The organism is Flagellimonas halotolerans (assembly GCF_035818535.1).
GTDB classification, from domain to species: domain Bacteria; phylum Bacteroidota; class Bacteroidia; order Flavobacteriales; family Flavobacteriaceae; genus Flagellimonas; species Flagellimonas halotolerans.
This window is the reverse complement of record NZ_JAYKYV010000001.1, coordinates 212,670-227,002: the sequence shown is the minus strand read 5'-3', so window position 1 is coordinate 227,002 and position 14,333 is coordinate 212,670. Positions and strand designations below refer to the sequence as shown.

The 14,333-nt window shown below is 45.0% G+C and carries 10 protein-coding genes; 6 read left to right on the top strand and 4 right to left on the bottom strand.

The window, feature by feature from the left end; genetic code table 11:
• Positions 1-144 precede the first annotated feature (144 nt).
• The 6 genes from VM932_RS00985 to VM932_RS00960 all read left to right on the top strand — a co-directional run bounded on the left by VM932_RS00985 (position 145) and on the right by VM932_RS00960 (position 6,411).
• Complete coding sequence (locus VM932_RS00985; RefSeq protein WP_326276716.1) at positions 145-1,302, top strand: PSP1 domain-containing protein; 1,158 nt, start codon at positions 145-147, stop codon at positions 1,300-1,302.
• Complete coding sequence (locus VM932_RS00980) at positions 1,292-1,783, top strand: gliding motility lipoprotein GldH (RefSeq protein ID WP_326276715.1); 492 nt, start codon at positions 1,292-1,294, stop codon at positions 1,781-1,783. The genes VM932_RS00985 and VM932_RS00980 overlap by 11 nt, the downstream gene beginning before the upstream one ends.
• Entirely contained in the window at positions 1,783-4,113 is a 2,331-nt protein-coding gene (locus VM932_RS00975) for a penicillin-binding protein 1A (RefSeq protein ID WP_326276714.1), read from the top strand. Before VM932_RS00980 ends, VM932_RS00975 begins: the two co-directional genes overlap by 1 nt.
• 100 nt (positions 4,114-4,213) lie before the next feature.
• Positions 4,214-4,915: a CoA transferase subunit A gene (locus tag VM932_RS00970; RefSeq protein WP_326276713.1), complete on the top strand. Its 702-nt coding sequence runs from the start codon at positions 4,214-4,216 to the stop codon at positions 4,913-4,915.
• A 2-nt stretch (positions 4,916-4,917) separates the two neighbouring features.
• Positions 4,918-5,571 carry a 3-oxoacid CoA-transferase subunit B gene (locus VM932_RS00965; protein WP_326276712.1) on the top strand — a complete coding sequence of 218 codons (654 nt, stop codon included), beginning with the start codon at positions 4,918-4,920 and terminating at the stop codon, positions 5,569-5,571.
• A 321-nt stretch (positions 5,572-5,892) separates the two neighbouring features.
• Positions 5,893-6,411, top strand: a complete 519-nt coding sequence (locus VM932_RS00960) for a GNAT family N-acetyltransferase (RefSeq protein WP_326276711.1) — start codon at positions 5,893-5,895, stop codon at positions 6,409-6,411.
• Between the two features lie 310 nt (positions 6,412-6,721).
• Here VM932_RS00960 and VM932_RS00955 read toward each other — a convergent pair whose 3' ends face one another.
• The 4 genes from VM932_RS00955 to VM932_RS00940 all read right to left on the bottom strand — a co-directional run bounded on the left by VM932_RS00955 (position 6,722) and on the right by VM932_RS00940 (position 14,308).
• Entirely contained in the window at positions 6,722-7,210 is a 489-nt protein-coding gene (locus tag VM932_RS00955; RefSeq protein WP_326276710.1) for a very short patch repair endonuclease, read from the bottom strand.
• A gap of 88 nt (positions 7,211-7,298) precedes the next feature.
• Entirely contained in the window at positions 7,299-7,844 is a 546-nt protein-coding gene (locus tag VM932_RS00950) for a CopD family protein (RefSeq protein WP_326276709.1), read from the bottom strand.
• Between the two features lie 17 nt (positions 7,845-7,861).
• Positions 7,862-10,987: a VPS10 domain-containing protein gene (locus tag VM932_RS00945; protein WP_326276708.1), complete on the bottom strand. Its 3,126-nt coding sequence runs from the start codon at positions 10,985-10,987 to the stop codon at positions 7,862-7,864.
• A gap of 186 nt (positions 10,988-11,173) precedes the next feature.
• Complete coding sequence (locus VM932_RS00940; protein WP_326276707.1) at positions 11,174-14,308, bottom strand: VPS10 domain-containing protein; 3,135 nt, start codon at positions 14,306-14,308, stop codon at positions 11,174-11,176.
• Positions 14,309-14,333: the final 25 nt, after the last annotated feature.

Genomic DNA, 14,333 nt, shown 5'->3' with positions numbered 1-14,333 from the left:
GAGGTTGTTTAAACGGATAGGAAGGAATTTCATGTCACATCGAGCACAGTCGTGATGAGTTTTTAAATTTCCCAATGCTTGAGGGAGTTTGTGACTGTAATCCAACCGACACGTTTTATCGGCACCTCAATCAAGATATTAAATATGGCGTGTAGCAGTTGTTCAACCGGCAAGGATGGACAACCGCGTGGTTGCAAGAACAATGGTACTTGCGGCACTGATGGTTGTAACAAGCTAACAGTCTTTGACTGGCTTTCCAATATGTCGTTGCCCAACGGTCAAAAACCTTTTGATTGCGTTGAGGTACGTTTTAAAAATAGTAGAAAGGAATTTTTTAGGAATACGGAGAATCTCACATTGTCCATTGGCGATGTCGTGGCCACCCAGGCCAAATCCGGCCATGATGTCGGCGTTGTTACCCTTACCGGGGAATTGGTGCGGATACAAATGAAAAAGAAAAAGGTGGCACCTGATGATAGGACCATCCCTAAAATTTACAGAAAAGCTACCCAACGGGACATTGATATTTGGCAAAAATGTAGGGATAGGGAAGAAGAAATAAAGAAGCGCTCCCGGGAAATCGCCATATCCCTAAAACTTGAAATGAAACTGAGTGACGTCGAATTCCAAGGAGATGGTTCCAAGGCCACATTTTACTATACCGCCGAAGATCGTGTGGATTTTAGGCAATTGATCAAGGACATGGCCAAAGCTTTCGGTATCCGTATTGAAATGCGCCAAATCGGCTACCGGCAAGAAGCCCAACGCTTGGGGGGCATCGGTTCTTGCGGTCGTGAACTCTGTTGCTCTACGTGGTTGACGGATTTTAGGTCCGTGAGCACAGCATCGGCCCGTTATCAACAATTGGCCCTGAACCCTCAAAAATTGGCGGGTCAGTGCGGTAAATTGAAGTGCTGCCTCAATTACGAGCTGGATATGTATCTGGAAGCACTCAAAAATTTTCCTCCCTCCGATTGTAAGCTCAAAACCCAGAAAGGAATAGCCTTTTGTCAAAAAGCGGATATTTTTAAAGAAACACTTTGGTTCTCTTACAAAGATGAACCCGCTACATGGCATACCTTGTCCAAAGACCAAGTGCTGGAAATCTTGGAACTGAACAAGAAAAACGAAAAGGTCGCTAGCCTAGAGGAGTATGCTGCCGATAATGTGAACGAGGAAAAAACAACCTTTGAAAATGTAGTGGGCCAAGATAGCCTTACCCGCTTTGATAGACCCAAGAACAAAAAGCGAAGAAAGAAAAAACGTAGAAAACCAAAATCCAAAGCACCCAATGCGAAATAATTTTTTGTTTCCACTTCTTGCGGTACTTGCCCTATCATCCTGCAATGAGCTGTTGGTCTATTCGGACTATAAGCCCATCAAAGAAGGAAAGTGGGAAATGGACCAAGGGGTTGACTTTCAATTTTCCGAGCTGGATTCCTCGGAAACATACAATATGTTCATCAACATCAGAAATGATGACACCTTTGCCTTTAGCAATTTATTTTTGATTACCGAGATGGAATATCCAAGCGGTAATACCGTTAAGGATACATTGGAATACAAAATGGCCAAACCCAGTGGCGAATGGCTCGGGAAAGGAATGGGAAGCGTCAAGGAAAACAAACTTTGGTACAAGGAAAAGATCGATTTTCCCGATTCTGGCGTATATAAAGTGAATATTTCCCACGCCATGCGCAAAAATGGCGATGTGGAAGGCCTTCATATTTTAGAAGGAGTAACAGATGTTGGTTTGGAAATAGAAAAAGCACCCAAATTATAATGGCAAAGAAGCGTCAAAAAAAACAGCAGCAAAATTTTCTTCCTTTCATTAAGTGGTTTTGGATCTTATTTGGAGCAGGGGTACTTTCCGTTGTCCTGATCTTTCTTTTGGCTTCGTGGGGAGCCCTTGGAGAAATGCCCACCTTTGAACGTTTGGAAAACCCAGAGACCAATCTGGCAACAGAGTTTATATCTTCGGACGGGGAAACATTGGGAAAACTCTATTTAGATGACAATAGAACCTGGGTGGATTATGAGGCGCTTCCGCAGAACATTGTTGATGCTTTAATAGCCACAGAAGATGCACGATACTATGACCATTCTGGTATCGATGCCCGGGGCTTTGCAAGGGCCTTGGCCTATTTGGGAACCAAAGGAGGGGCAAGTACCATTTCCCAACAGCTGGCACGCCAACTTTTTGTTGGTGTACGATCGAGCAACCTGTTGGAAGCAGTTACACAAAAGATAAAGGAGTGGGTCATAGCCACACGTTTGGAACGCAACTACACAAAGGAAGAGATCATCGCCATGTACCTCAATATTTATGATTTTGGGTACAATGCGGACGGTATCCGTTCTGCATCTAGAATTTACTTTGGAAAAGAGCCTGCAGAGCTTAAAACCGAAGAGTCCGCCGTATTGGTGGGCATGCTAAAAAACTCGTCCCTTTACAATCCCATGCGCCGTGAAGAGTTGGTTTTTAACAGGCGTAACACCGTTCTCGGGCAAATGGCCAAATATGGCTATATCTCTGAAAAGGAGAAAGATTCGTTGCAAAGCAGGGAGATGAAGATCAACTTTAACCCGGAATCCCACCGGGAAGGGTTGGCCACCTATTTTAGGATGTACATGCAGCGCTATTTGAACAACTGGGTGCGTGAAAACCCAAAACCTGATGGCGAAAAGTATAATATTTATTTGGACGGGCTAAAGGTCTACACCACCATAGATTCCAGAATGCAAAAAAATGCAGAAGAGGCCGTGCAAGAACACATGAAAAACCTTCAAGCTGAGTTCTTTCACCAAAATACGCCCGAGCGCAACCCTACAGCTCCATTTCTGGATTTGACAAGCGGGGCCATTGATACCATTATGGAGCGCGCCATGAAACGATCGGCCAGATGGCGGCATCTTAAACGTGAAGGATTGGATGAAAAGGACATTGAAGCTACTTTCCACAAGAAAACCGAAATGACCGTTTTTGATTGGAACAGCGATTCCTTTGAAAAAGATACCATTATGACACCTATGGATTCCATACGGTACTACAAAACATTCCTACGTACCGCCATGATGTCCATGGAACCACAGACTGGTCACGTAAAAGCTTGGGTAGGTGGTATAGACTACAAACATTTTCAATATGACAATGTAATTCAAGGATCAAGACAAGCGGGTTCATTGTTTAAACCTTTCGTGTATGCTGCGGCGATTGACCAGTTGCGCTACTCCCCATGTTACACATTACCAGACAACCAATACTGTATTGAACCGGGAAAACATGGGAACATGGAGGCATGGTGCCCAAAGAATTCGGATGGGAAGTACTCGGGAGAGGATATGTCCCTGAAAAGTGCGTTGGCCAATTCCGTAAACACCATCACCGCACAATTGATTGATAGGGTAGGCCCGGGTTCCGTGGCTTCCATAGCAAAAAGCATGGGTGTTACCAAGGATATTCCAGAAGTGCCGTCCATTGCCCTGGGCACACCCGACGTTAGTGTATATGAAATGGTAGGGGCCTTTGGGACCTATGCCAACCAAGGGGTGTATGTAAAACCCGTAATGGTCACCCGTATCGAAGATAAAAACGGTACCGTGCTCTTTGAATACAAACCAAAAACAAAGGATGTACTGAGCAAAGATGTGGCCTATGCCATGATCAACCTTTTGGAAGGGGTTACCGAATACGGATCTGGGGGGAGATTAAGACATACCTACGGCAAAAACCAAGCTGTTTACAAGGAAATAATAACGGGATACCCTTATGAATTAACCAATCCCATTGCTGGTAAAACAGGTACTACACAAAACCAAAGTGATGGCTGGTTTATGGGCATGGTCCCCAACTTGGTTACAGGTGTATGGGTAGGGGGTGAAGATAGATCCATTCACTTTAATCGCCTATTATATGGACAGGGAGCATCCATGGCATTGCCCATATGGGCCCTTTACATGAAGAAGAACTATGCCAACGAGGAAATAGGCGTTTCCAAGGATGCTTTTGAAGAGCCAGAGGAAATGTCGATCATTATAGATTGTTCCAAACAACAACAGGAAGAAGAGGAGGATATTGATACTGGAGACGATTTGGACGACCTGGATTTCTAGTCCAAGCCCATTTTGACAAAATAAAGCCCCAAGCATATCGTAATTTGCTTGGGGCTTTTTTATTTAAATCGTAATTTCAGGCAATATAAATACGAATGCCATGATCAATAAAACAGTTGCCAATGTTACAGAGGCCTTGGAGGGCGTAAAGAATGGAATGACCTTTATGCTGGGAGGATTTGGGCTATGCGGAATACCCGAAAATGCCATTGATGAATTGGTACGGTTGGGCGTTAAGGACATCACCTGTATATCCAATAATGCCGGGGTCGACGATTTTGGTCTTGGACTCCTTTTGCAGAAGCATCAGATAAAAAAAATGATTTCCTCCTATGTAGGTGAGAACGACGAGTTTGAACGCCAAATGCTGAGCGGGGAACTGGAAGTGGAGCTGACACCACAAGGAACCCTGGCCGAGAAATGCAGGGCGGCACAGGCAGGATTTCCCGCATTCTATACCCCGGCAGGATACGGAACCGAGGTCGCCGAGGGAAAAGAGACCCGTGAATTTGATGGGAAAATGTATGTGTTGGAGCCAGCGTTCAAGGCCGATTTTGCTTTTGTAAAGGCATGGAAAGGGGACGAAGCCGGCAACCTTATTTTTAAGGGTACGGCACGGAATTTCAACCCCTGTATGTGCGGAGCGGCCACGATAACCGTAGCAGAAGTCGAAGAACTACTTCCTGCGGGCAGTCTGGACCCCAACCAGATCCATATTCCCGGCATATTTGTACAGCGCATTTTCCAAGGAGAAAGATTTGAAAAACGAATTGAACAAAGAACAGTTAGACAGAAAGCTTAGATATGTTGGATAAGAACGGAATAGCAAAACGGATAGCAAAAGAGGTCAAGGACGGTTACTACGTAAACCTGGGCATCGGCATCCCCACTTTGGTCGCCAATTTTGTACGGGACGATATTAGTGTGGAATTTCAAAGCGAGAACGGAGTTTTGGGCATGGGCCCCTTCCCATTCGAGGGGGAAGAGGATGCCGACATCATCAATGCAGGCAAACAAACCATAACCACTTTGCCGGGTGCTTCTTTTTTTGACTCTGCCCTAAGTTTTGGGATGATCAGGGGCCAACATGTGGATTTAACCATTTTAGGGGCAATGGAAGTAGCGGAGAACGGGGATATCGCCAACTGGAAGATACCCGGAAAGATGGTAAAGGGAATGGGGGGCGCCATGGACTTGGTGGCTTCTGCGGAAAACATCATCGTTGCCATGATGCATACCAACCGGGCCGGGGAATCAAAATTGTTGAAACGATGCACCTTGCCCTTGACCGGTGTAGGCTGCGTAAAAAAAATTGTCACCAACCTTGCCGTATTGGAAGTCACATCCGAAGGATTCAAATTGATGGAAAGAGCACCTGGGACCACCGTTGAGGAAATCGTAGAGGCAACCGAAGGAAAACTTGTTGTGGAAGGAGATATTCCCGAAATGAACATTTGATAAATATCCATACAATTTTTACAACAAAATCAAGCCATTACACAACAATAGTTTTAAATTACCGTTCATCGATTATATATTTGGTTATATCGAATTTTTTACCCAAATTAACACCACAAACCAAATTAACCATGGCACTAAAATCAAAAACCACGATGGACGAAAGTGTCCAAGTCTACAGAAACGATTTTTTCACAGGTTTTATGCTTTTGATCAAAAAGCTTTTCATGCTATAGATCAGTAGTTATCCCCCTGAAAAATATAGAGCCAACATCTTGTTAGGCTCTTTTTTTGTGATAATTTTGGGCATAATTCTTCGCCATGGCCTTGCACTATCTAAAATGTACTACTGCGGACTTAAAATCTTTGGTGCACATATCAAAAGAGACCTTTAGGGCCGCCTTTGAAAAAGACAATGACCCAAAGGATTTTGAAGCCTATCTCCAAGAAGCGTTCCATCCTGATAAACTGGCCAAAGAACTTGCCCACAAGGACTGCCATTTTTATTTTGTGTATGACGATGAAACATTGGTAGGGTATTTTAAATTGAATATTGGAACGGCCCAGACCGATGTGCACGACCCCAATGCCTTGGAAATTGAACGTATTTATGTGCTTGGGGAGCATCAAGGTAAAAAGATAGGTGCTTGGATGCTTCAAGAGATCATCACAAAAGCCAAGGGGCTGGACAAAGACTATATCTGGCTAGGGGTATGGGAACACAACCCCAAGGCCATACGTTTTTATCAAAAACATGGTTTTACAAAGTTTAACGAGCACCCTTATTATATCGGCACCGATAAACAAACCGATTGGTTGTTGCGATTGGAGCTTCAATAAATTTCCCAGATAAAGAATATCGCCCACCCCATATTTGAGGTGTCCGGCGATTCCATGAACGATTCCAGCTTAGAGGCAATCCCAAACGAGGCCTATGCACTTGGGTTGGAAATTAAAAGAGAATCGTTAACGCGCAATAATGAAACCTTTTGGAACCGATCATTTATATTATTGGTTTGTGCGAATAGGATTATCTGTAAACAGCTTACAGGGTATAACAGGGAAAATAAGACGGTTTTGTGCCATAATTTGAATACATCGCCCGAATTTCAGGACTTTGGGTTGCCTTTGGATGATGGGTTACAAATTTTCAAGATCTTGAAAAAGTAGCTTTGACCTTGTCCAAGTGCACTAAAACTTTCTCCAAACACCCATCTAAGTTTTTCTTCACCTCTGTTTCCCAAAAACGAAACACAGTGTACCCTTTTTCTTTTAAAGCTTGGTTCACCTCTTGATCACGTTGCATGTTACGTTCAATTTTGGGAATCCAGAATTCCCGGTTGGTCTTGATTTTTTCTTTACGCTCCTGCCAATTGTGTCCGTGCCAGAACTCGCCATCAATAAATATGACGGTCTTGTACTTTTTTAGGGCAACATCCGGCCTTCCCATGAGCTTCTTGCAATCGATACGGTAGCGGTAGCCCGATTGCCACAACGCCTTTCTGAAGGCAAGCTCTGGCTTGGTGTTCTTGCCCCGTATTTTTCCCATGATCTTGGAACGCTGCGGTGTAGTATAAAAACCCGAATCCTCACTAAATCGAGGTACTTTTATGCGCTCTTTTGGATACTTTTTGGGCATACGGTAATATACACAGGTTTAAATCAAAAAAAAAAGCAGCCTTACACTCATCTCTATACACACCAATTTAAGCTTAAAATTGGGTGTTCTAAGCATTCGGGTTCTTGTCTCGGATACGTTTGTACAGCCTGATCCCCAGCATCAGCAATAGGGCCAGCACAAAAATCCCTATCACCCCATAGATCCAGTTAAAAGCATTTTTAAGTATGACCAAAAACACCACGGCAAACAGTACAAGGGTGGCCACCTCGTTCCAAATACGCATAAATCTAGAAGTGTATTTTACCTGATCGCGCTGCAATTGCTTAAAAATCTGATGGCATTTAATATGGTACACAAAAAGTAGCGCAACAAAGGCCAGTTTGACGTGCATCCAAGGTTGCTGCAACCATGCGGGCATCAAAATCAACAACCATATCGCGAACAAAGTGCACAAGATTGCCGATGGCCATGTAATGATGTACCACAATCGTTTTGCCATCAACTTTAATTGATCGGAAAGGATTTCCCTATCGGGTGATGGTTTTTGCCATGCTTCAATATGGTAGATGAACAGCCGGGGAATATAGAACAAACCAGCAAACCAGGTCACCACAAATATTAAGTGCAACGATTTTATATACGGGTACAGCAATTATTTCGTTTTAAGTGTTACATTCTAATGGCTCCAATGCCATGCTCCCATAGTTTGGCGTTAAAATTAGGTATTTCTGTTTTCATCAAGGTCTCCGCACGCTGTTTTAGTCCAATCCATTGTGCATCCAGTTCTGCCTTTCTATCTTTTGACGGTTGGTTGATTTGTGGTAATGCACTGTTGCTATGGTTCATTACAAAAAGATATTCCGCGGTAAACTTGTTGGGGAAGTTCTCCACATCGTCATACGCCTGTGATTTGCGCTGCACCATTTCGCCATCCCATGTTTTTAATTTATCGAGTAAGGCTTGACCTTCTTTCTTCAGCTCATTATTGTCCAAATCCTCCAACAACTTCTTCAGTTGGTCTTGCACTTCTTTTAACTTGTTCACCTTGTTGTGCATGTCGGTGAGTTTGGCCTCAAAATCAGTCATAATGGCATCGTGTTCCTCAAAACGTTCTTGGTCAACATTGGTATTGGGTGGGGCGATGATGGTTCCCTTGGTTGAAACTGTCTCCCCTCCTGCTTTTAATTTTATGGTATACTCCCCCGGCGGCACTTTATGGCCTGTGAAATTGGCTTCGATATACACCCCTGGGATACCTGGCATTATTGGGGTTTTTAAATCCCAGACAAAGCGATTCAACCCTTTGTTGGTTCCCAAAACAGGTTTTGGGGGTGCACCGCCACCATTGTGCGGTATGTAAGTTTCATCTTTTTGGGAAGTAAAGCTGCGAACCACTTTGCCCTGTCCGTTGAAAATTTCCATGGTTACTTCGGTGGAATCTGTTTTTTCCGGAAGATTATAGTAGATCACCATACCGTTTGCCGGGTTTACTCCTTCAAAAGAGTGGGTTCCCGTTACACTTTTGGAAGAACTGTTCAGCTGACTTCCCCAATTACCGTGAACGGCTTCTTCGGGCTTGTAAATTTTCATGTCTTTGGTAACTCCCTTGTACTGTGATAGTGTGGTAATGTTGTCCAAAATCCAGAAACTTCTTCCGGATGTCGCCACGATCAAATCCCCTTGGTGCACCTTTAAGTCCGTAATCGGCGTTTTGGGCAGATTCAGTTGCAAGGGTTCCCATTTTTTACCATCGTTCCAAGAAACATAGAGCCCCTTCTCGGTACCGGCATACAACAGTCCTTTTTGCTCTTCGTCTTCCCGCACTGCCCTTGTAAAGGCTCCATAAGGAATCCCTTCACTTATGTTCGTCCACGATTTACCATAGTCGCTGCTTTTGTATATGGCAGGGGTATAATCATTGAATTTATATCGGGTAGTGGCAATGTATATGGTACCTGGGTCATGTGGCGATACCTCGATGGCATTCACCAAACATTCCTGTAAACCCTTTGGGGTTATGTTCTCCCATGATTCCCCTCCATTTTTGGTGATATGCACCAAACCATCATCACTGCCTGTAATCAAAATCCCTTTTTCGTGCGGTGATTCAATAATGTAGGCCAAGGTACCATAGTTTTCAGCACCTACGGCCTCGTTGGTATAGGGGCCACCGCCTTTTCCTTGCAATTCATCCTGGTCCCTGGTAAGGTCCGGGGATATTTCTTCCCAAGTCACTCCATTGTCCCGGGTACGAAGCACCAATTGGGCTCCATGATAAAACGTACCGGGTTCGTGCTTGGACCAAATCACGGGGGCATTCCAGTTGTACAGGTATTTCATATCCCGTGCATCACGACCCAAATATTGGATAGGGGCCGCCATGACCTTACTTGACATCTTGGATTCCATGTCCAACAGTTCGATGGTCCCCAAATAACTTCCACCCATCACATAACGGGGGTTATCGGGATCAAAGGCCAAAAAAGCACTCTCCCCACCTGCGGAATAGTGCCAATCCTCTTGGTTGATGCTCCATCGACCCACGGAAAGACTTGCAATCTTGACCGAAGTATTGTCCTGCTGGCCACCATAAATATTATAAGGAAAGAGATTGTCCGTACTGATTCGGTAAAACTGTGCCGTGGGCATATTGTCCTGTAAGGTCCAGTTTTCGCCGTAATCAAAAGTAATGGTAGCCCCGCCATCATCTGCCAAAACCATATTGTTGGAGTTGTTAGGGTTAATCCACAAATCGTGGGTATCGCCATGGGGCACTGGGATGGTTTCCCATGTTTTGCCCCCATCTTCGGAACGAAACATGGAAGCACTCAGCACATACACGGTATCTTCATCATTGGGATCGGGAAACACTTCAATATAATACCAGGCACGTTGCACCAATCGGTTATCGCCACTTACCATCTGCCAGCTATCACCTGCATCATTGGAAACGAACAAACCGCCCTTGTCTTGATTGGAATCACTTTCGATCACGGCATAGACTTTATCGGAATTGGCAGCACTTACCGCTATGGCCATTTTTCCTTTTTCCTCGGGAAGACCCTTCGTCATTTCCGTCCAAGTATCCCCGCCATCGGTACTCTTGTACAGTCCGCTTCCAGGTCCACCACTGATTACCTTATTTGGTTTGCGCTGGTGTTCCCACATTGCTGCATACAAGACCAGAGGATTATTTGCATCCATGGAAAGCTCGGCAGCTCCGGTGCCTTTATCCACATATAAGATCTTCTCCCAAGTTTTGCCGCCATCCATGGAACGGTACACCCCTCTTTCCTCATTTGGAGCATATAAAGCTCCCTGGGCGGCTACGTAGACAATATCGGGATTGGTGGGGTGGATAATGATACGGGAAATATGTTGCGTTTTTTCCAAGCCTAGCTTGATCCATGTTTTTCCTGCATCGTTGGATTTGTACATGCCATCTCCGTAAGAGGTCATTACGCCCCTGGGGGCATGCTCTCCCATACCACAATACACAATATTGGGGTTGGATGGTGATACAGAAACGGCCCCGACGGAACCCATTTCAAAAAATCCGTCGGAAATGTTTTCCCATTGGCCTCCTGCATTGCCGGTTTTCCAAAGTCCGCCGCCCGTTGTACCCATATAATAGGTAAGCGGGTCGCCCACGACGCCACTTGCGGTTACCGAACGTCCTCCCCTAAAAGGGCCAATGTTCCTAAATTTCATGGGTTCAAAATAATCGTTGGCGGTCTGTGCAAAAGCCAGCGTTCCAAATAAAGCGCCGAACAGAAGAAATACTCTTTTTTTCATGGTGATGGTTGGTTTATATAATAGAATATGTGCTGTACACAATGAAAAGAGGGTGTCTGAAAAGCTCCTTATCTGTCAGTTCGATTGTAGTCGAGAACCTAAAGTAATTTGATAATCAATGGGTTTCGACTGCGCTCAACCTGACAAATTCAATCTTTTGTTGCTTTTTATACACCCTCATTCCGTTTATTCCTCGATACTCAAATAATTCAATTTAAGCTGATTGAACTCTGCATTAAAAGCGGAAATCCCTTCATCGACCAAATTATCGAATGCCCTTAATTGCTCGTTTATTTTGCCTGACATTTCATTTTTGACGGCGATGTCCTGCTCCGTCGGCGGGAAATCATCAATGGAAACCAAACTGTTCAAGTGTGCCAGTTTGTTGGTCAGTTTGATTGGAAAGTTCAATGGGTCTTGGTTACTTCTGTTCTTGGTCTGATACAGTTCTTTTTCGATGGAACTGAATTGCTCTTTCATCTTTTTGGCTTTTTCCACCAAAGCTTTGGTCGCTTCATCATCTTTATACTTTTTGATGAACTCCTCCAGCTTCCCATTGATCGCCCTGATCTTTTTGATGGATTGGTGCGCTCTGTCCACGGTTTGGTTCACCTCTGTGATGAAATCGTACTGTTTTTGCATATCGGCCACCGTAACCTCTGCCCTTGGATCGGGAAGAATAGTGAAGTTCTCCGTTTGGTCGTTCCCATTTACATTCAGGCTAACCTTGTATGTTCCAGGAACCGCTTTGGGACCGCTTAGGTTGGCCCACCACAAAATCATGCCGTCCAATTTTTCGGCACCTTTGCCACGGGTATCCCAAACATAAGTGTTTCCTCCTTTTTTGGCCTCCAGTTTTTTGTCCTTCTCCTTGGCATAAGTGCTATAGGTGGCCAAGGTATCACCGTTCATTTTGGTATACGTTAGTGCCACACTGTCCTTTTCGGAGAAATCCTTTAGGTAAAAATGGGTGATTACACCATTGGCCAGGTTTTCACCTTCTGTTTTTGATGGTTTTCCAGCTGCTCTACCTTTGGTTCTGTAACTATCTCTTGGCTTGTACAAAATAGCGTCTGCCGATTTCTTGGCAGCATCCAATTGGTGCAATACGGTAAGGTCGTCAATCACCCAAATACTTCTGCCTTGGGTCGCTACGATCAAGTTATCGTCCTTAATGGTCAAATCCGTAATGGGAACAATGGGCAAGTTCAACTGAAACTTCTCCCAATTGGTTCCGTCATTAAAGGAGATGTACATACCGGTTTCCGTGCCTGCATACAACAAGCCTTTTCTTTTAGGGTCTTCCCTTACCACACGGGTAAAGTGCTCATCCTCGATTCCATTGGTGATTTTGGTCCAAGTTTTTCCGTAATCGGTAGTTTTATAGAGATATGGTGCAAAGTCCCCCAACTTGTAACGCGTAGCGGCCACGTAGCAGGTACCTTCGTCAAAAGCCGATGGCTCAATACTGTTGATCATGTTCCACTCGGGCATATTTGGGGGTGTAACATTTTCCCAAGTTTGACCACCGTCTTTGGTCACGTGAATCAAACCATCGTCACTGCCCACCCACAATAATCCTTCTTTCAATGGACTTTCGTTGGCGGCAAAAATGGTACAGTAATATTCCACACTGGTATTATCCTGTGTGATCGGTCCTCCACTGGACACCAATTTTGTAGGGTCATTTCTAGTTAAATCTCCACTCAACAGTTCCCAGCTCTGACCCTCGTTGGTGGTCATGTGCACATGGTTGGAGAAGGTGTACAATTTGTTGGGATCATGTTTGCTGAACATGATGGGGAAGTTCCACTGAAAACGGTACTTCATCCCTTCGGCACCATGCCCCATGGGATTATCGGGCCAAACATTCACCGCCCTGGTTGTTTTTTTGGCATGGTTCACCCTGGTCAACAATCCGCCATAACTACCTCCATAAACAATATCGTCATTGGTTGGATCCACGGCAATGTGGGCGGACTCGCCTCCTGCCGTTTCTTCCCAGTCGTCCTCCCCAATGGAACCATCATCACTTCTGTAATTGATCCTAAGGGTAGAATTATCTTGCTGTGCCACATAAATACGGTATGGAAAGGCATTATCCGTGGTAACCCGGTAAAACTGTGCCGTAGGTTGGTTGTGGTAGGTACTCCAGGTTTCCCCGCCATCATAACTTACCTGGGCACCCCCGTCATCGGCCATGATCATGCGATCGGAATCTTCCGGAGCGATCCAAAGGTCGTGGTGATCACCGTGAGGGGCATTGGAAGATTCAAAGGTCTTTCCTCCATCGGTACTTTTATGATAGCTTACATTGAGCACATAGACCACATCTTCATCATTGGTATCGGCATAAACCCGGGTATAGTACCAGGCTCGCTGTCTCAAACTTCTGTCGCTGTTAACAAGAGCCCAAGTTTTACCTGCATCTTCCGAGCGGTACAGACCTCCTTTTTCCTTGTTTTCCACCATGGCCCAGACCCTATTGCTGTTTTGGGGCGAAACGGCCACACCGATAATTCCCAAAGTATCGGTCGCGAAACCTTCGTTGTTGGAAATCTCTGTCCACGTTTCCCCGCTATCGGTACTTTTCCAGAGTACAGAACCTTCTCCGCCACTGTTCAAACTATAGGGAGTTCGTTCAATTCTCCATGTGGATGCATATAAAATCCGTGGGTTGTTCGGGTCAAAAGTTAAATCAACCGCTCCAGCCATATCGTTGGCAAAAAGCACTTTTTTCCATGTCTCGCCACCATCGGTACTTTTGTAAACGCCCCTTTCTTCGGTGGGCTTGTACAAATTGCCCATTACAGCGGCGTAAACAATATCGGCATTTTCGGGATGTACCCGCATTCGGGAAATATGCCGGCTTTTGTCAAGGCCCAATGATTTCCATGTTTTTCCGGCATCCTCGGTTTTCCAAACGCCATAGCCAGAGGAAACGTTGCCGCGAACGGTCTGCTCCCCTCCACCTACATAGATCACATTGTGGTCACTTTGCGCCACTTCAACGGCACCGATACTCCCTCCAAAATAACCGTCGGAAATGTTTTCCCAAGAGCGACCTCCATCGGTAGTTCTCCATACGCCACCACCTGTAGCTCCGAAATAATATAAATTAGGTTCTCCCGGTACTCCGGCAACTGTTCCGGAACGGCCTCCACGGAAAGGACCGATCAATCGATATTCCAAACTTGAGTATAATTTTTCGGGGTATTCCGGTGCGCTTTGTTTTTTGTTCCTGCGCTGGGAATGCATTGGGGCAATAAACAATGTTGCGGTAAGCAAAAGCATACCAATTTTGAAAAAGCAAGTCTTCATTTTTAAAGTGTTGAGTTAGTCTGCC

Coding starts and splice junctions, on each gene's coding strand:
- VM932_RS00985 (WP_326276716.1), top strand. CDS start 145: ATGGCGTGTAGCAGTTGTTCAACCGGCAAGGATGGACAACCGCGTGGT.
- VM932_RS00980 (WP_326276715.1), top strand. CDS start 1,292: ATGCGAAATAATTTTTTGTTTCCACTTCTTGCGGTACTTGCCCTATCA.
- VM932_RS00975 (WP_326276714.1), top strand. CDS start 1,783: ATGGCAAAGAAGCGTCAAAAAAAACAGCAGCAAAATTTTCTTCCTTTC.
- VM932_RS00970 (WP_326276713.1), top strand. CDS start 4,214: ATGATCAATAAAACAGTTGCCAATGTTACAGAGGCCTTGGAGGGCGTA.
- VM932_RS00965 (WP_326276712.1), top strand. CDS start 4,918: ATGTTGGATAAGAACGGAATAGCAAAACGGATAGCAAAAGAGGTCAAG.
- VM932_RS00960 (WP_326276711.1), top strand. CDS start 5,893: ATGGCCTTGCACTATCTAAAATGTACTACTGCGGACTTAAAATCTTTG.
- VM932_RS00955 (WP_326276710.1), bottom strand. CDS start 7,210: ATGCCCAAAAAGTATCCAAAAGAGCGCATAAAAGTACCTCGATTTAGT.
- VM932_RS00945 (WP_326276708.1), bottom strand. CDS start 10,987: ATGAAAAAAAGAGTATTTCTTCTGTTCGGCGCTTTATTTGGAACGCTG.
- VM932_RS00940 (WP_326276707.1), bottom strand. CDS start 14,308: ATGAAGACTTGCTTTTTCAAAATTGGTATGCTTTTGCTTACCGCAACA.